The organism is Enterococcus sp. DIV1307a, assembly GCF_050537425.1.
GTDB lineage: Bacteria > Bacillota > Bacilli > Lactobacillales > Enterococcaceae > Enterococcus > Enterococcus faecalis.
On sequence record NZ_CP172914.1, the window covers coordinates 2078341 to 2096814 of the forward strand.

18 protein-coding genes are annotated in these 18474 nt (G+C 37.1%); 2 read left to right on the forward strand and 16 right to left on the reverse strand.

Going from position 1 to position 18474, the window contains the following annotated elements:
- The first annotated feature begins 2 nt into the window (after positions 1–2).
- Positions 3–548, forward strand: coding sequence for an ECF transporter S component (locus IGL90_RS10040; protein ID WP_002359620.1), 546 nt, complete (start codon positions 3–5; stop codon positions 546–548).
- A gap of 55 nt (positions 549–603) precedes the next feature.
- Here the strand turns inward: IGL90_RS10040 and manA are convergent, their stop codons facing one another.
- From manA to licT, 10 genes are all read right to left on the reverse strand, one after another.
- On the reverse strand, positions 604–1575 hold the full coding sequence (manA, locus tag IGL90_RS10045) for a mannose-6-phosphate isomerase, class I (protein ID WP_002356580.1): 972 nt from the start codon (positions 1573–1575) through the stop codon (positions 604–606).
- A gap of 41 nt (positions 1576–1616) precedes the next feature.
- Positions 1617–2660 carry a serine hydrolase domain-containing protein gene (locus IGL90_RS10050; RefSeq protein ID WP_002401887.1) on the reverse strand — a complete coding sequence of 348 codons (1044 nt, stop codon included), beginning with the start codon at positions 2658–2660 and terminating at the stop codon, positions 1617–1619.
- Positions 2661–2789: 129 nt separating this feature from the next.
- Positions 2790–3659, reverse strand: a complete 870-nt coding sequence (locus IGL90_RS10055) for a VOC family protein (RefSeq protein ID WP_002384155.1) — start codon at positions 3657–3659, stop codon at positions 2790–2792.
- A 162-nt stretch (positions 3660–3821) separates the two neighbouring features.
- Positions 3822–5690 carry an ABC transporter ATP-binding protein gene (locus IGL90_RS10060; RefSeq protein WP_002359616.1) on the reverse strand — a complete coding sequence of 623 codons (1869 nt, stop codon included), beginning with the start codon at positions 5688–5690 and terminating at the stop codon, positions 3822–3824.
- Positions 5687–7414: an ABC transporter ATP-binding protein gene (locus IGL90_RS10065; RefSeq protein WP_002374237.1), complete on the reverse strand. Its 1728-nt coding sequence runs from the start codon at positions 7412–7414 to the stop codon at positions 5687–5689. Before IGL90_RS10065 ends, IGL90_RS10060 begins: the two co-directional genes overlap by 4 nt.
- A gap of 20 nt (positions 7415–7434) precedes the next feature.
- Positions 7435–8112, reverse strand: coding sequence for a TetR/AcrR family transcriptional regulator (locus tag IGL90_RS10070; protein ID WP_002388377.1), 678 nt, complete (start codon positions 8110–8112; stop codon positions 7435–7437).
- A 147-nt stretch (positions 8113–8259) separates the two neighbouring features.
- Entirely contained in the window at positions 8260–8829 is a 570-nt protein-coding gene (locus tag IGL90_RS10075) for a guanylate kinase (protein WP_002387147.1), read from the reverse strand.
- A gap of 181 nt (positions 8830–9010) precedes the next feature.
- Positions 9011–10456 carry a glycoside hydrolase family 1 protein gene (locus IGL90_RS10080; RefSeq protein WP_048737934.1) on the reverse strand — a complete coding sequence of 482 codons (1446 nt, stop codon included), beginning with the start codon at positions 10454–10456 and terminating at the stop codon, positions 9011–9013.
- A gap of 24 nt (positions 10457–10480) precedes the next feature.
- The gene (locus IGL90_RS10085; protein ID WP_048737933.1) at positions 10481–12361 is read right to left on the reverse strand and encodes a beta-glucoside-specific PTS transporter subunit IIABC; all 1881 of its coding nucleotides are present in this window, start codon (positions 12359–12361) and stop codon (positions 10481–10483) included.
- A 162-nt stretch (positions 12362–12523) separates the two neighbouring features.
- On the reverse strand, positions 12524–13366 hold the full coding sequence (gene licT, locus IGL90_RS10090; protein WP_002359608.1) for a BglG family transcription antiterminator LicT: 843 nt from the start codon (positions 13364–13366) through the stop codon (positions 12524–12526).
- Positions 13367–13666: 300 nt separating this feature from the next.
- On the opposite strand from licT, the gene IGL90_RS10095 reads away from it, so the two are divergent.
- The gene (locus tag IGL90_RS10095) at positions 13667–14293 is read left to right on the forward strand and encodes an FMN-dependent NADH-azoreductase (protein WP_002356569.1); all 627 of its coding nucleotides are present in this window, start codon (positions 13667–13669) and stop codon (positions 14291–14293) included.
- 61 nt (positions 14294–14354) lie between these two features.
- Here the strand turns inward: IGL90_RS10095 and IGL90_RS10100 are convergent, their stop codons facing one another.
- The 6 genes from IGL90_RS10100 to IGL90_RS10125 form a co-directional block, all read right to left on the reverse strand.
- On the reverse strand, positions 14355–15524 hold the full coding sequence (locus tag IGL90_RS10100; protein WP_002381494.1) for an AI-2E family transporter: 1170 nt from the start codon (positions 15522–15524) through the stop codon (positions 14355–14357).
- Between the two features lie 4 nt (positions 15525–15528).
- Positions 15529–15897 carry a PTS glucitol/sorbitol transporter subunit IIA gene (locus tag IGL90_RS10105; RefSeq protein WP_002356567.1) on the reverse strand — a complete coding sequence of 123 codons (369 nt, stop codon included), beginning with the start codon at positions 15895–15897 and terminating at the stop codon, positions 15529–15531.
- A 127-nt stretch (positions 15898–16024) separates the two neighbouring features.
- Positions 16025–16201: a DNA-directed RNA polymerase subunit beta gene (locus tag IGL90_RS10110; RefSeq protein WP_002356564.1), complete on the reverse strand. Its 177-nt coding sequence runs from the start codon at positions 16199–16201 to the stop codon at positions 16025–16027.
- A gap of 13 nt (positions 16202–16214) precedes the next feature.
- Positions 16215–17516: a UDP-N-acetylglucosamine 1-carboxyvinyltransferase gene (murA, locus tag IGL90_RS10115; RefSeq protein WP_002356562.1), complete on the reverse strand. Its 1302-nt coding sequence runs from the start codon at positions 17514–17516 to the stop codon at positions 16215–16217.
- Between the two features lie 102 nt (positions 17517–17618).
- Positions 17619–17855, reverse strand: coding sequence for a DUF1146 family protein (locus tag IGL90_RS10120; protein WP_002356560.1), 237 nt, complete (start codon positions 17853–17855; stop codon positions 17619–17621).
- A 188-nt stretch (positions 17856–18043) separates the two neighbouring features.
- Entirely contained in the window at positions 18044–18463 is a 420-nt protein-coding gene (locus tag IGL90_RS10125; protein WP_002356559.1) for a F0F1 ATP synthase subunit epsilon, read from the reverse strand.
- Positions 18464–18474 lie beyond the last annotated feature (11 nt).

The following is an 18474-nucleotide window of genomic DNA, read 5'->3' on the forward strand; positions in this document are numbered from 1 at the left end:
CCATGAAAAAAATAACACCACGAATCATTACAATTATCGCTTTTAGTGTTGCTTTAAATTACCTTGGCAGTACCATTGCGTTACTCCTTCGTTTACCAATTTATCTTGATAGTGCGGGAACTATTTTTACAGGTGCGTTATTAGGCCCACTCTTTGGCGCACTGACAGGTATTTTAACAAGTCTACTAACTGGATTGACAACGGATATCTTTTCTCTGTATTATTCACCTGTCCAACTCTGCACAGGAATTTTAGCAGGTTTGCTCCTTCATCAGCAGTTAAAAGTAACCAAATTACCATTTAAAACGTTGTGGTTAACGATACCAGGAACAGTGATTTCTTCCTTAATCACTGTTTGTTTATTTGGTGGAATTACTTCTGCTGGCTCCAGTATAATTGTCCAATTTTTATATGGTTTAGGCTTAAATCAGTTAGCAAGCGTCCTGTTGGTTCAATTGATAACAGATTACGGGGATCGTCTGCTATCAGTCATCATCGTCACAGCTGTTATCGCTGCCTTACCTAAACGTTCCTTTATAACAAAATAAACTGTTTTAATGCCAAAAAATGAGGAAATCATCTGTTGATGATCTCCTCATTTTTTTAGCGACTGCCAGGTTCTGAAGCTATAATCGTTAGATCACCTTCAAAACGCCAGCTCGGAATATCTGTTGGAAAGATAAAGCTATCGCCTTTTTTCAAATCAAAAGTAGCCACATCTGCTTTTGCAGCATCTTCTGTAATCAATCGACCCACACCTTCAATAACTGTTGCTAATGTATAAGGTGCTTGTTTTTTAACTTTTAGAATCCCACTGACACGCCACTCATAAACATTAAAGAAATCTGTTTTTACATAAGTAACAATGCTTGATTGTCCTTGATTTTCTTGTTGAATAGAGAGGTCAGGATCCTTTGCCGGAACGGTTGTCACATCAATGGATTGTTGAATATGCAATTCCCGGGTCTTTCCTTGATCATCTGTTCGATCATAATCATAAACCCGATACGTAGTATCACTGCTTTGTTGCGTTTCTAAAATTAAAATACCCGAGCCGATGGCATGAATAGTGCCGCTTGGTACATAATAAAAATCGCCTTTTTTCACTGGTACTTTTCTTAAAAGATCGTCCCAACGACCTTCTTCAATCATTTCTGCAAGTTCTTCTTTTGTTTTCGCGTGATGTCCATATATGATTTCAGCGCCAGGTTCTGCATCAATAATGTACCAACATTCAGTTTTGCCTAGCTCGCCTTCATGTTTTTGGCCATATGCATCATCGGGATGAACTTGCACGGATAAATCATCTTCAGCATCTAAAATTTTCGTTAATAATGGAAAGACAGCGCCACCTGCATGGCCGAATAACTCTTGATGGTCTGCCCACAATTCATCTAATTTTTTTCCTTTAAATTCGCCATTTAAAACAGTACTAACGCCATGTGGATGTGCACTGATTGCCCAATCTTCACCAATTTTATCGCTCGGTAAATCGAAACCAAATAGCGTGTGTAGACGATTGCCGCCCCAAATTTTTTCTTGAAAAACAGGTTGTAAAAATAATGGTTCTTGCATTGACTGTGACCTCCCAAATTGAATTCGCTCTCATTATATCACTAAAAACTAGTCATTTCATCTGAAACTGATGATTTCTCTTTTAAATAGGTTGCCAACAACTGATCTCTTTCTTCGATATAAGTGTTCCGGTGGTCCTCTGGATGGACTCGATTAGATAAAAAGATAAACGCTGATTGTTGTTGCACATCAATTAGCAAAAAAGTGCCTGTATAGCCTGTATGGAATAATAATGGCCGTTGCGTAGCTACATCATATTTAAAATCCCAGCCTAGAGAACGTGGTTTATCTGCAGCTGGCACTTGGTTAACTAGTAACAAATCAATTGTCTCTTTTTTCAAGAATTGGTGATTGTGATAACTGCCTCGATTTAAATACATTCGAACAAATTTTGTTAAATCATAGACATTGCTAAACAAGCCAGCATTCCCTGCATGTTCCCGTAAAACAAATGCCTTAGGATCATGGGTTGTACCTCGAATCAACCCTCTTTGTTCATGTAATTCTGTTGGCACACAGTTTAAAGGATTCTTTGGTAGAAACGTACTTTCGTTCATCCCTAAAGGAAGCAATACTCGCTCAGATAAAATTTCTATCATTGATTGTTGGAACATTTCTTCTAACATAAAGCCTAATAAAATAGTCCCTGCATCTGTATAGACGACTTTTTTACCTATTGCTTTGCCTGCGTGAAATGAATGATTGTAGGCGTCTTTTAATTCTTGGGCATTCAGCTGATCACGATTAGGAATATAGCCTTGTAAATCTGCCGTATGTGTCAACAAATGCCGAATTGTAATATTAGAATCTTGAAAAGAGGGATAATAAGTTTGTAATGATTGGTCTAGAATAATTTTTCCTTCTTCCACTAATTGCAAAATAACGGTGGTGGTGCCGACTACTTTGGTTAAAGAAGCCACATCAAACAGCATGGCCGAGGTTAATTGTTCTTTGGTGGGTTTTACTTGTGCGAGTCCCCAACAATTGCTCTCCTCTTTTTCACCTTCAATGAAACAAAAACTAGCCCCCGAAAAAACACCTTTTTTCATCATTTTTTGAATTTTCCACTTTGTTTTTTCGTACATTTTTTCACCTTCTATTTTTAATATTAAAGGAAAAGTCTAGAATAAGTTCCGAACAAAAGTAGCGTTAAACTTTTATTCAGACTTTATTCCAGACTTGCTAAAACAAGCTTATTTTGTCTGTCTAAGCGTTTATTTTAAGACAAACCACCATTCCAAGCCAATTGGATCAAACACAGTGACAATCGCTTTTTTCTGGTCAATAAAGAACTCTTGATTTTTTGCCGTTAATTGTTGCTCCATTGCTAAAATATGGTCTTGATCAGAGAGCTTAATGGTAAAGAAATCTAAACCTAAGTGTGGATCAGGTAATTGATCCACTTCACTTGTTTCAGGTTTTTGGAATCCAATAGTTGCTTTGCCATCTTCTAAAACAAATTGATCTTTTTCATTGCGTTTTAAACCCAGAACTTCCTCATAGTATGCTTTTATTTCTTTTTGATTGTTTGTTTTTAATTGCACATGCGCTAAATATGACCCAGCGGCTAACCCTTGATGTGGCTCTAAGTCCTCACTGATAAGATCTTTAAGCACAATTGGTTGCTTTTCAGAAGTCGAATTTGCTGTTGCTTCATCGTGAAAAATCTCAAATTGATTGCCTTCAAGATCAGTAATGAACATGCTTTGTCGTGTGCCAATTTGGAAACTTTCATCAATTGGGTAGTCTTGCTCAAGCACTCGTTGAGCAATTTGTAAAAATTCTTTTTCCGTAGGAACTTTAATTGAAAAATAAGCCATTTGCTTTTCTTCATTATGAAAATCTTCGGCTTTTCTAGTTTCTTCTAAAATTAATAATTGCGTTCCTGCTTCACGTGTACCCCAGATAGACAGGTTATTTTCTTCTGACTTTAAAACAAAACCCATTACTTTTTTATAAAAGTCGACCATTTCGCCAACTTTTTTCGCACGAATGGCAATTGTTTTTAATGTCGCAGCTTTTTCTAATTGAAATTCAGTCATTTTTTCTGTTACCTCCATTTTCTTCTCTCCCATTTTATACATCTCTTGCTATTTCATCAAGTAATATCCTGTTTTTCTCAAAAGAAAATAGAAATTTTTCAATTTCGCTAACTTTTTGTCAAAAAAATAAGGCTTCAGGAACCAGTCTTTACGACTATGGTTCCTGAAGCCTTATCATGAATTACTATTTTTTTGCTTCGCCTTTTAGGCTACTTCTTCTGAAAACTGACTGTTATATAAATCAGCATAAAAACCATTTTTTGCCATTAATTCATCGTGGGTTCCTGTTTCCACAATTGAACCTTCTGCCATAACGATAATCGTATCAGCATCACGGATAGTCGACAAGCGATGAGCAACTACAAAGCTGGTCCGATTTTCCAATAAACGATTCATTGCTGCTTGAATCAGTATTTCTGTTCGAGTGTCCACACTTGAGGTGGCTTCATCCAAAATTAAAACGTCTGGATTTGCTAAGAATGCTCGAGCAATTGTAATTAATTGTCGTTGACCTTGAGAAATATTGCTGGCTTCTTCATTTAAAATCGTTTGATAGCCTTCTGGTAATTTTCTGACAAAATCATCCACATGGGCTGCTTTCGCCGCACGGATCACTTCTTCTTCGCTCGCTTGCTCATTACCATAATGAATATTGTCATAGATACTTCCAGTGAACAACCAAGTATCTTGAAGAACCATTGAAAAGTGTGCTCGCAACTCTTCGCGAGATAAATCGCGCGTATCTACGCCATCATATTTGATGCTGCCGCTACTAATATCATAGAAGCGTTCCAATAAGTTAATTAGGGTTGTTTTCCCAGCACCTGTTGGGCCCACGATTGCGACCATTTCCCCAGGTTTAACATTTAAATTGAAATCTTTCATTAATAATTTCTCTGGTGAATAGCCAAAAGCAACATGTTCAAAAGAAACACGATAAGGACTATCTGTTTCCACTGGTATGCCAGAAGGTTCATCCACCATTTCTTCTTCATCTAATACTTCAAAGACACGTTCTGCCGAAGCCACCGTAGCTTGGATTGTATTCATTAAATTAGCGATTTGAGTAATCGGTTGTGAAAATTGATTGGTATATTGAAGAAATGCTTGGACATCCCCTAAATCCATCATACCATTCGCTACTTTTACGCCACCAAGGACTGCAACAAACACATAGCCTAGATTTTTGATAAAGTTCATTAAAGGCATAATGATCGCTGAAATAAATTGTGCTTTGCGACCAGCATGGTATAATTTTTCATTTTCTTTTTCAAATACTTCTTGATCACTTTCTTCGTGGTTGAAACTTTTTACTACTACGTGACCACCGTAGGTTTCTTCGACTTGGTTATTCAATAATCCTAAGCTTTTTTGTTGAGCCGCAAAATGTTTTTGCGAGCGAGGCGCCACAACCATCACAACAATTAAACTTAATGGCACTGTTGCTAAGGCAATTAGTGTTAACTGCCAGCTAATGGTCAGCATCATCCAAAGTACACCCACAAATGTCACGATACTGGTAATTAATTGGGTTAAGTTTTGTTGTAAAGTACTCGCAATATTATCCATGTCGTTAATTGCCCGCGACATGATGTCCCCATTACTATGAGTATCATAATAGGAAATTGGAACTTTGTTCATTTTCGCTTCTAATTCTTGACGTAATTCATAAACTGTTCGCTGTGAAACACGTGTCATAATTACTTGCTGCAAGAAATTAAAGACAGCAGAAATAAGATACATGGCAATAACAATTAATAAAATTTGACCGATTTTGTCAAAATCAATTGGAAAAGATGTTATTTTTAAGCCTTGTTTCATTTCAGCAGCGCCTTTCATGACGCCTTTAAAAATTTCAGTTGTTGCCTGTCCTAATACTTTTGGTGTTTGAATTTGGAAAACGACGGCTGCGATTGCTAATACTAAGACTGCAATAATTGACAGCATTCGTTTAGACATGTATCGAAATAAACGTTTCACTGTTTTCCAGAAATTTTTTGGTTTTGGCCCTTTTGCGCCAATGTTGCGTCCTGGTCCCCCGCCCATTGGTCCGCCTTTTGGTCGACTACTCATGCAAGGTCCTCCTCTCTCAATTGAGAATGTACAATTTCTTGATACGTTTGGTTATTCGCTAATAACTCTTCATGCGTTCCTTTACCAACTAATTTCCCTTCGTCTAATACTAAAATTGTCGATGCTTCCATAACCGTACTTACACGTTGGGCCACTAAAACAACAATTGCATCCGTCATCTGCTCTTTTAAGGCTTTTCTTAAATTAGCATCTGTTTTGAAGTCCAATGCAGAAAAGGAATCATCAAAAACATAGACATCTGCTGGTTTTACTAAAGCACGAGCAATAGCCAACCGCTGGCGTTGTCCGCCAGAAAAATTACCGCCGCCTTGTTCGACATGACTATCCAAACCTTCTGCCAATTCTGAAACAAACGCCTTCGCCTGCGCAATTTCTAAAGCTTGCCAAATTTCTTCATCGGTCGCATTTGGGGCGCCGTATTGCATATTTTCACGAATCGTTCCTGTAAATAAAACAGCCTTTTGCGGTACAAAGCCAATCATTTCTCGTAAATTATGCTGTGACGTTTCTTTAATGTTTTTACCATTTAGTAAAATCTTGCCAGATTCAACATCATAAAAACGTGGTAAAAGATTAACCAGCGTTGTTTTCCCAGAACCTGTCCCACCAATAATTGCGACCGTCTCCCCAGATTTTGCTGAAAAATCTATATCTTCCAGTGCTAAGTTTTCAGCATGCTGGTAACGATAATTAACATGTTCAAACGCCAATGTTGCTTTGTCGCCCTTTAGAGAGAGTAGTTCTGGATTGGGTACATCTTTGATTTCTGAATCAGTATTTAGCACCTCATTAATCCGATCAGCAGAAGCTTGCGCCCGCGGTACCATGACAAAAATCATGGATAGCATCATGAAACTCATCAGAATTTGCATGGCATAAGTCATAAAGGCGATTAAGTTCCCTACTTCTAGTTGCATTTCCGCAATATAATGACCGCCAAACCAAGTGATTGCAATATTGGTACCACTCATAATGAGTGTCATTAAAGGAATCATCAAAGCGACAATCGTATTCACTTTAATCGCCGTTTGTGTATAATCCTTATTGGCTTCATCAAAACGTTGTTCTTCATAGTTTGCTTTGCCAAAGGCCCGAATCACACGAACTCCTGTCAGTCCTTCACGAAAAACTAAATTTAAACGGTCGGTTTTCTTTTGCATGCTTTTAAATAACGGAACCGCTAAAAACATGATACCTCCCACTAAAACAGCCATAATTGGTAAAACATATAGAAAAATTTTCGTTAATTGTGGGTCCTTGTTATACGCCATAAAACTTGCACCAATTAACGTTAAAGGTGCGTTAATCATTAAACGTAAAAACATTTGCATAACCATTTGAATCTGATTGACATCATTGGTTGTTCGTGTAATTAGCGAAGCTGTCCCAAATTTGTCAAATTCATTATTAGAAAAATTTTCAACTTTTCGATAAATATCAGTCCGTAATTTTTTACCTAAACTTTGTGATTCTTTGGTGGCAAAAAAAGTATTTCCAATAGAAGCGACAATGCTAATCAAAGAAAAGCCTAACATGACAACTCCTGTACTCCAAATATAGTTAATATCTCCTTTAGCGACACCGTCATTAATGATATTAGATGTTAATGTGGGCAGATATAAATCTGCGATAATTTGCACGATCATAAATAAAACCGCTGCAAAGACCGACCATAACGACATCCGTTTGACTAGTTTAATCAACTAACTTCTCCTCCTTTTTGCTACTTATAAGCGCCATTTTTCAACCAATTTAATTTCATTTTTAATTGTTTGACTGCTTCAGTTGAATCATAGGCGGGATTTTCTCTTTGTTGACGATACCCATCAACAATTGTTGAGAAAACGGCATGCATCGCCGTCTGCATAAACCATGTGAATTCTTTTGGCGTTTCAATGGTTAATTTCGAACGATCGATTATTTGATAAAGATGTTCTGCATAGGCAGCATGGCCTTTTCTTCCTCTATGCTTATGACAGTTCTGTTTCCTATTTTTTTCCTCTTCCCCAGTCGCTAAATTATCCGTCACCCGACGTGAAGCACGATAGTCCATGTTGACAAATAAATTCCGATAGAAAGAAGCATTCTCCCCAGTTAGCACTTCGACAATCATTTTGGAGAAATAGACATCCATGGCTTCGATTAAATCACCATTTTCTGCAATAATTTGTTTCTCTAAATCTCGTTCACTATTTTTTCTTAATGTCGCAAAGTAATAAAAATACAAATCTTCTTTATTCTCAAAATATTGATAAAAGCTACCGCGCGGAATTTCCGCTAATTTAACAATATTTGCAATTGACGCTTCTTGTAAAGAATGGCGCGAAAATTCAATTTGCGCAGCATCTAATAAGCGTTGTTGCTTTTCTTCTGGCAAATGAAAAAACGTATTCGTAGGCATATTTGTGTTCCTCCCTTTTATGACACATTGTCATATGACACCATGTCATTATAGCACTCTCTATTCAGAATGCAAGTTTTTTACAAAAAAAATCAAGCACCTAGCAAGACAAAATTGATGTTAGATTCTGTCTCACCAGTTGCTTGATTAATAATAGTGTTTGATGCATTCTTGTAACAAGCCAGCGACCTCTTTTATAGGTCCATTGGCATCTATTCGTTGATAATTAGGATATTGTTCCAATTGGTTTTTGATAAGAATTTCTTGATCATAAAGGTTTAAACGTTCTTCAATAATTTTAGGATCAGATTCTCGTTGTTTTAAACGTTGATAAATATTTTCTTTTGAAACGTCAAAAAAAACTGGAATGACGGACTCGCCGAAACGCTCAAAGACCGCTTGAAAGCCTGGAAAAGTTAACGCATTATAGGCTGGATGCTCTTTCGTTGTTTCAACGATGGCAGCTACACCGACACCGTAATAGTTTCCATGGTAAAAATCATACTCCACTAACTGATTGGTTTCAATCAAGGCTTGAAAACTTGCTTTTGTTTCAAAATAGTAATCCACACCATCCACTTCATCCAATCGTTTTTTCCTCGTAGTATGCGAGATAACTTTATAGTTTTTCGGAAAAACCTTACTTGTAATTGCGGTCTTGCCAGAACCACTCGGACCCATAATAACAAAAAATGGATGTTGTAATTGCTTAATCACTAGAAACGCTCCTCTCAGTTGTTTCTATTATAACGTATTGTGCACTATTTTGAAAAATTGACAAAAAAGAGCTTGGGCCAAAAATCACTTTAGATTTTTGGTCCAAGCTTAAAAATTAATAAACGGCGGGAACAGAAGCAACAACCTACTACGCTTATCTTGTTTTGTTTAATTACAATAACTAGTCTAAGTTTTGTCCATTAGTTTCAATAACTTGTTTGTACCAATTAAACGATTTTTTTTCATAACGGTTTTTAGTACCATTTCCTTCATCGTCTAAATCAACGTAAATAAACCCATACCGTTTACTCATTTCACCTGTGGAAGCACTGACTAAATCAATACAGCCCCACGGCGTATAGCCCATTAAATCGACGCCGTCTGCAACTGCTTCTGCCATTGCTTCAATATGACGACGTAAATAATCAATCCGATAGTCGTCTGCCACATAGAAATTTTCGTCTACTTTATCAATTGCACCTAAGCCGTTTTCCACAATAAATAAAGGTTTTTGATAACGATTATATAATTCATTTAGGGCAATTCGTAATCCTTCGGGATCAATTTGCCAACCCCATTCACTTGCTTCTAAGAAGGGATTTTTAACGCCGCCTAAAAGATTCCCATCTGCTGTATCGTTGGTAGTACCAGTAACATCGACAGCAGTCGACATATAATAACTAAAGCCAATGTAATCCACTGGGTATTCTTTTAATAATTCTAAATCGCCTTCTTCAATGACTAAGTCTTTCACAGCATATTTTTGATATATGCGTTCTGCGTATGCTGGATATTCACCACGAACTTGAACATCTGTACAATAATAATTAAACTCTTGGTTTTCAATCATTGTAGCAACTTGATTGACTGGATTCGAATCAATGCCATACGTTGTTGCATAAATAATCATACATCCAATTTGTAATTCTGGATTTAATTCATGGCCAATTTTTACAGCTTTACTACTTGCAACAAATTGATTATGCCATGCTTGGAAAATGTTTTGATAATCATTGGCTCCATTGCTTTTTACCAATCCTTGACTAAGTGCTGGGAAATGAAAAGCTGAATTAATTTCATTGAATGTCATCCAATAGTTAACTTTTTGGTGGTAACGTGTTAAAACAGTTTCCGCAAAACGTTCATAAAAGTCAACTAATTGACGATTTTTCCACCCGCCGTATTCTTTCGCTAAATGCAGTGGCATTTCATAATGAGAAATCGTAATTACTGGTTCAATGTTATAGCTTAAACATTCATCGATAACCGCATCATAAAATTTCAAGCCGGCTTCATTCGGTTGTGTTTCATCTCCTTTTGGAAAAATACGCGACCACGCAATTGAAAAGCGATAACATTTGAAGCCCATTTTAGCAAACAACGCAATGTCCTCTTTAAAGCGATCATAGTGATCAATTCCTGTATGATTAGGGTAGCGATATTTCGTTTCGTCAATCGTCCAATCAAACGCTTCATCTCCTAAAATAGCGAAACGTTGTTTTCCTCCCGGCATCGCATCTGCCACAGATAACCCTTTACCATCGGCTAAGTAAGCCCCTTCTAATTGATTGGCTGCGGTCGCACCGCCCCATAAAAATCCTTTTGGAAATTTTGTCGTTGTTGTCATACTTGTTCCTCCTCCAATTGTCTTTTATTTAATAATGGCTAAAAAGTCTTCACCATGTAACACGTCTGTTTGGTTCATATCCAAAACATCTAAATAATCATTCGTATTCGTTACCACAATCGGTGTAACTACTGGATAACCAGCTTCTTTAATGGCAGCAATATCAAAAGTAACCAGCAAATCTCCTTTTTTAACAGAATCACCTTGTTTCACTGATAATTCAAAGCCTTTACCATCTAATTCGACCGTATCCATGCCAATATGCATTAATAATTCAACGCCCTCTGTTGTCGTCAAGCCAACAGCATGTCCTGTCGGAAATAATGTGGTGATTTCACCATCTGCGGGTGCATACAGTTTGCCTTCAGTCGGCTCAATTGCAACACCTTTTCCTAAAGCACCTGACGCAAAAACAGGGTCTTGTACTTTTTCTAGCGGTAAAATTTCACCTTGAAGTGGACTTGCTAAAATAATTTTGTCTTCTTGATTCGTTTTTACAGGTGCCACCATCTTATCAGTTTCTGTTTTTTCAGTTACTGTTTCTGAATTAGGTTGATCTTCAAAACGTAAGACAAACGTTAAGACAAACGCAATGATAAAGGCAATTCCGGCACCAATTGCACCAGTAATCATCGGTGCAGTATCTTTTGTCTCTGCAGGAATAAACCCAGGTAAGCTCAACATACTAACCAAGCCAAACGTAAAGTTTTTCACGTGATTCATAGCCACAAATGCACCACCGATACCGCCACCAATACAAGCTGCAATAAATGGTTTTTTCAATGGTAAAGTCACGCCATATACAGTTGGTTCAGTAATTCCAAAAATAGTTGTAATGCTTGAAGACAAAGCCAAACCTTTTAGTTTCACATTTTTTGTTAGGAAAAAGACAGCTAAAGCAGCCCCGCCTTGTGCAATAACGGCTGGTAATAACATTGGTACCATCGTATCGCCACCTTGTGTTAAGTTTAACATCATAATTGGTACAAAGCCCCAATGCATACCAAACATTACCAAGACTTGCCACAACGAACCCATTAATAACCCTGCGATAATTGGACTAAAAGCGTAAATTGCGTTGTATCCTTGTCCCAACCAATCGCCGATGACCGTCCCAATAGGACCAATAGCTAAGAAGGTAACAGGTGCCATAATAAGGAACACAGCTAACGGAACGCAGATAATTTGTAGAAAACTCGGAATTACTTTTTTGAAGAAACGTTCCACATAACTTTGTGCAAAAACAGCCAAAATAATTGGTAAAACCGAAGAAGTATAGCCACTTGGCCCAATAATCACTGGAAGACCAGCAAAGCTAATTGTTTTGCCTGCTAAAGCAGTAATGCTGGGATGAACTAAGGCCATCGCCAAAGCAACCGCTAAAAAGGGATTAGTATTGAATTTTTTAGCAGCCGTAAACGCTAACATAATTGGTAAGAAAGTAAATAAACCATCTGCAATCGAAAAGAGAACAAGATATACGCCTGAAGTGTCAGCTAACCAGCCCATAGTTACAGCCAATGTTAAGAAGCCTTTTAGAACCCCAGCGCCGGCCATTGCACCTAAAAACGGTGTAAAAATAGAAGAAATAATATCAATTAAACGGTTAAAGATATTTCCGCCACTTTCTTTTTCTCTATTATCAGAATCATTACCTAGTCCACTGTTGGCCATCAAATCCTTATACACATCACTAACGTGACTGCCAATAACCACTTGATATTGTCCTGCACTTTGAACTACCTGAATAACATCTGGGTCAGCATTCAATGCAGCTGTATCTGCTTTATTTTCATCTTTTAATTTAAAACGTAAGCGTGTAGCACAGTGAACAACACTATTAACGTTGCCTTCGCCCCCAACAGCTTTTAACACACGTGCTGCAATTTCTTGATTTTTACTCATCTCTAGATCCTCATTTCCATTAATTTTTAATATCAAAAAAACCTACATTGAAAAAGAGCCAGATCCTTCTCTTCACAGCTGCGCAGTCTGCGAAAATCGTTATCGGTTTTTTCAATCTAGGTTTTGCCTGCATTATCAGTAACAATCCGCGATTATTGGTTGTTATGCTTTTTTATCATTGACCACTCTTTGGATATGAATGGTTAAATAAATCATTTCCGCTTGATCAATTGGTCGATCATAGCTTTTTAATAAATACTCATTAATACGTTGGACCGCTTGAAACGCCTTAGGATACTTTCCTTGGACCAATGCAAAAAGAAATTCGTCCTCCTCATCATGCGCTTCTTGTTTTAAATAACGTTGCGCAAAATATTGAAGATGTGTAACAATTCGTTGATAGTTCAATGAATCTTCATCAAACACCTGTCCAAAGTAGCGACTAATAATCGTTAAAATATCACGAACCATCTTGGTTGCTTCCATGGTAACTTCCATATTGCCATTTCCTTGTTCAGCATTCACAATATGAAAAGCAATGAAGCCCGCTTCATTTTCTGAAAATTGAACTCCTAGCTTTTCAGCAATAATCGCTAATGCTTGCTTTGCGATTTCAAATTCTTTAGGATAAAATTTGCGTGTTTCGAATACAAGAGGATTCGGAATATCAATTCCTTCTTTGGCTCGAAGTAACGCATAGTGAATATGATCCGTTAAAGTTAAATAAATATTTGATGAAAGCTCAATCGCTAGCGTTGTTTCTGCTAAATCAACGATTTGTTTGACGACTTCTACTTCTTTGGTAGGGACGTCTTCAAACAGCTGCTGGAATTGCCCTGCCATAGCGGAGTCCTTTAACACGAATTCCTTTTCAACATAATCTGGATTGATCGTGTCTCCAATCTTCTTTTGAAAGGCTAAGCCGCGTCCCATATAAACAATTTCTTCGCCTTGCTCATTTCTTGAAAGCACGACATTATTATTTAAAACTTTTTCAATCCTCATGATGAATGCAACCTCACTTTTTTATAAAAAAAGCCCAGAATCCCTCCACTGATTGTGTTAATGGAAGACTCTGGTTTTGCCTGCAAAGCAGTAACAATCCTTATTTACAAAGTAATAATAGCATGCTTTTTTTTAATATGCAAGCCTTTCCAAAAAATATTTTTATTTATTTTTTACTCTTTTGATCCATTTTAAAAAAAAGTTTACTAAATCTAAAAAAAAGACTTGCTTTCTCTTACTTTTTATTAGTAAAATAGAGATGTTGAATTTTTAAACTATTTATTTTAAGGAGATTACACAATGTCAAAATTATTAGTTGTTAAAGCACATCCATTAACAAAAGAAGAATCACGCTCAGTTCGTGCGTTAGAAACATTTTTAGCTTCATACCGTGAAACAAATCCATCAGACGAAATCGAAATTTTAGATGTTTATGCACCAGAAACAAACATGCCGGAAATCGATGAAGAATTATTATCTGCTTGGGGTGCACTTCGCGCTGGCGCAGCATTTGAAACATTAAGCGAAAACCAACAACAAAAAGTGGCTCGTTTTAATGAATTAACTGATCAATTTTTATCTGCCGACAAAGTAGTAATTGCTAATCCAATGTGGAACTTAAACGTACCGACACGCTTAAAAGCTTGGGTAGATACAATCAACGTTGCTGGAAAAACATTCCAATATACTGCAGAAGGACCAAAACCTCTAACAAGTGGTAAAAAAGCCTTACACATCCAATCAAATGGCGGCTTCTACGAAGGAAAAGATTTTGCTTCTCAATACATTAAAGCGATTCTAAACTTTATTGGTGTTGAGCAAGTTGACGGATTATTCATCGAAGGAATCGATCATTTCCCTGATCGCGCGGAAGAACTTTTAAATACTGCCATGACCAAAGCAACTGAATACGGTAAAACATTCTAAATTTTCCGAGTGATTTACATCAAAAAGAGACAAGCAGTTCGTTCACTGCTTGTCTCTTTTGTTACGTAGATTCTTGTTGATCTGGCTTATCTTCATCATACAAACCGGAAACAATTTGGTACCACTCAAAAATGTGTGTAATTATCACCTTAGCTGCGGCATAAACAGGAATTCCTAAAATCACCCCGACAATCCCAAATAGTTTACCAGACGTTAATAAAACAACCAAAATGGTGACTGGATGAATGGATAACTGACTGCCTAGGACAAGTGGTGAAATAAACCGACCTTCGACCGTTTGCTCAATGGCAAAAACAATCAAGACTTTAATTAACAAAGCTGGCCCACTGACAATTCCTAAAAAGACTGCTGGAATCATGGCTAAAAATGACCCTAAATAAGGGATTAAATTTAAAAAGCCTGCTGCAATACCTAAAGTGACTGCATAATCTAAGCCAATGACAGAAAAACCAATCATAAACATAATTGCCACTGCGAAAGCGACAGTTAATTGTCCTCTAATATAAGAAGAGACTTGATCATTGACTTCTGCAAGAACTTTTAAGGTTGGTTTACGCATCTTCACTGGTAAAAACTTCATTAAATATGGCGCTAAGTTTTTGCCATCTTTCAGTAAATAAAATAGAATAAAGGGCATCGTAATGATGGCGACAAAGATCGTAGCCACCGCCCCAAAGAAATTACCAATTCCTTGTACTGTGAACGTTGAGACGTTTTTAATGATGGTACCTAACGAGCTGACAACTTTATCGCCTGCCGCTTCAAGTTGTTCTCTAAATTGCGCGAAAAGTGGATCACTTAATATTTCCTGCGATTTTTGATCAATTGTATCAATATATTGAGGAAAATGATTCACAAAGCTGACAGATTGCTCACGAATTTTAGGAACGATTACAATACCACCCCAAATGAGTAGTGCCACAATTAAAATAAATAGGCCGATAATACTCCAGACACGTGAGATTTGTTTTTTCTCTAAATAATCGACAATCGGATTTAATAAATAATATAAAATCCCCGCCATAATTACTGGTAAGCCGACAACGCCGAAAAACTGCCAGACGGGCTTAAATAAATAAGAAACTTTCGTAAAAGTTAGAATAATTAACAGCACCAATAAGACAATCAGTAAGGCTGTTACTACTTGATTATTTAAAAACCAACGCCAAAACCAAGACAGGCGTTTATCAGTCGTTTGTTTTTTATCCATTGATTCACGCTCCATTTACTAAATAATCAATTGTTGTTCCAATGGTTATCTTTGGTAACTGATGGGGCGTTAAATAAACACCATTTCGGATAACATCATCCTCATCGGTTGGTGCATCAGCAAAGATTAAAGTGCTGTGAGCGATACTTTGCAAGTTACTATTGGCAAAAGAACCCACTTTTGTAATTGTATAGTTTGTATCGCCAATTTTCAGATGATCTCCTTCTGCCAAGGTAACTTGGTCTTTTTCTGGGAATGATTGAATAACTGCATGTTGCTTCAAGGTATCGGTAGCAGTTTCTCCAAAAAGAATAATCATTTTTTCTGAATCATCGATTGCATGTTTGCCTATTTCTGTTACGGTTGCTTGCATCTTCCATCCCACTCCTTCATTATCTTACTTCTATTATTATAGCATAGAATAAAATAGATATTCAGGAAAAAGAAAAGGCGGTGAACAATCGTCAATTGACTTTTGTTCACCGCCTTAAAATAAGTTTTTATTTAAAGAAGTTCATAATATGAGTCCAAATTTTTTCATCAAAGACATCCATTGGATTCCCATTTCCAATCAAACCATAACCAATCATTGTTCCCACAACAAATAAGATAATGACTAACGAAATGACCACTAGAATTTTCAATAATGTTACTAAAATATAACGAAATGAACTCATACGTTTGACTCCTTTAGATTACTGTCGTTGCTTGTTTTTCTTCAATTTTTTCATCATTGACACGTTCAACGTTCGCGCCTAATTTTTGAAGTTTTTTATGGAACTCATAATAGCCACGATCTAAATATTTCAAATTAGAGACACGTGTAATGCCATTTGCACGTAACCCTACTAAAATCAATGCGGCAGCTGCCCGTAAATCAGTGGCTTCCACTGCTGCTCCTTGTAACTCGTTGCCACCATTAATAACGGCAATGTTGCCGTCAATTTTTAAGTCAGCGTTCATTCGACGCATTTCCTCTAAGTGTTGGTAACGATTTTCAAAGACTGTTTCTGTCACGATGCTTGTTCCTTCAGCAAACATTTGGATCGCTGTCATTTGCGCTTGCATGTCTGTTGGGAAACCAGGATGCGGCATTGTCTTAACATCTGTTGGTTTTAGATGTTTTGGTCCAATTACACGGATGCCGTTTTCTTCTTCTTCAATGATTGCACCCATTTCAGTTAATTTAGAAATTAGCGGACGATTATGTTCAGAAATTGCTTCTTCAATTAAAACATTGCCCTCAGTCATTGCTGCAGCTACCATGAACGTACCTGCTTCAATTCGATCTTGAACGATTGAATGCTCTACGGCATGTAATTTATCGACGCCTTCGATACGCATCGTTTCTGTTCCAGCACCGATAACATTGGCACCCATTTTGTTTAAAATGTTTGCTAAGTCAACGATTTCAGGTTCACGAGCAACGTTTTCAATGATGGTTGTTCCTTTCGCACGAACAGCAGCCATCATAATGTTTTGCGTAGCGCCGACACTTGGGAAGTCTAAGTAAATAGTGTTACCGATTAGTTCATCCGCAATTGCTTCAATATAACCATTTTTTTGGATGATTTTTGCACCTAATGCTTGGAAGCCTTTTAAGTGTAAATCAATTGGTCGTTTCCCAATGGCACAGCCACCTGGCATTGCCACTTTGGCATGGCCATTACGAGCCAATAAAGGTCCCATTACAACGATAGAAGCACGCATTTTACTAACGTACTCATAGTTTGCTTCGATCCCTAAAGGTTGTGTTGCGTCTATTGTTACTTCATTCGCGTCTTCATCAAAATCAATGGCTACATTCAAATGCTTAATTACTTGATTCATTGTAAATACATCAGATAAAATTGGTACATTTTTTAAAGTAGTAACGCCTTCTTCAGCTAAAAGAGTAGCTGCTAAAATTGGTAAAACAGCGTTTTTGGCGCCTTCAATTTTTACAGTTCCTTCTAATTTTGTATTACCACCATGAACAATAATTTGTTCCATTTTGTTCCCCCCAAAAAAATGAGAATAGGTATTCCTATTCAAAATCTTTACTATTATACCATTATTCAACTAAAAATTGTACCTTTTTTTATTTTTCAATTTTTAAGGAAAATACACAATGAAAAGATTTCGACAAAGCGCAATCAATTCTAAAGCAAACGAGCTAACTGTGTATCCGATAGCGATGGCGAAAAATACCATCAGCATTCTAATTTGCGGTGTAAATTGGGTTTTGAAAAATTGCTCAATACGCAATGATTGCAACGCCCAAAAACTTATGTAAATGAACATAAGATGACTAACGATTCGAACAATAGCATCTACTCCATAGTATTGCATAAGGAGCCTCCTTTTTTCTAACGTAGGAACATTTTATCACAAAATAATAAAAACCGATAATTAATCCACTTGAAATGCCAAAATTTGACACTATTTATTAAAAAATACGAAGAAATAGAGTTTAAGGCAACTGACTCAATAGCAAGCGCCTTAAACTCTACAAAAGTGACTGAATCCTTCAGCCTTTTTTACCCATGTTTCGATACGTTGATCCGGTTGATTGCACGATGCAAAGCAACAGTCGCACGACGTAGTTGATCGCGGTCATCTTTTGCTTTGGCTTCTTCAATTAAACGCTCTGCTCGTTGTTTTGCTCGTTCAGCACGAGGTACATCGATATCTCGTTCACGTTCGGCACTATCGGCAATAATAGAAACGACATTATCACGGACTTCCATGATACCACCATTTACAGCTACCCAGTCAACATGTGTATCTGAATCGGTCCGTTTGATGCGGACTTCATCAATCGCTAGCGGAACGATGATTGGCGCATGTTTTGGTAAAATACCAATTTCACCATCTGTTGTTTTCGCCACAACGATTTTTGCATGGTGGTCATAAACTAGACCATTAGGCGTTACTACATTCACAGTAAGACTATCCATTGTGTTTGCCG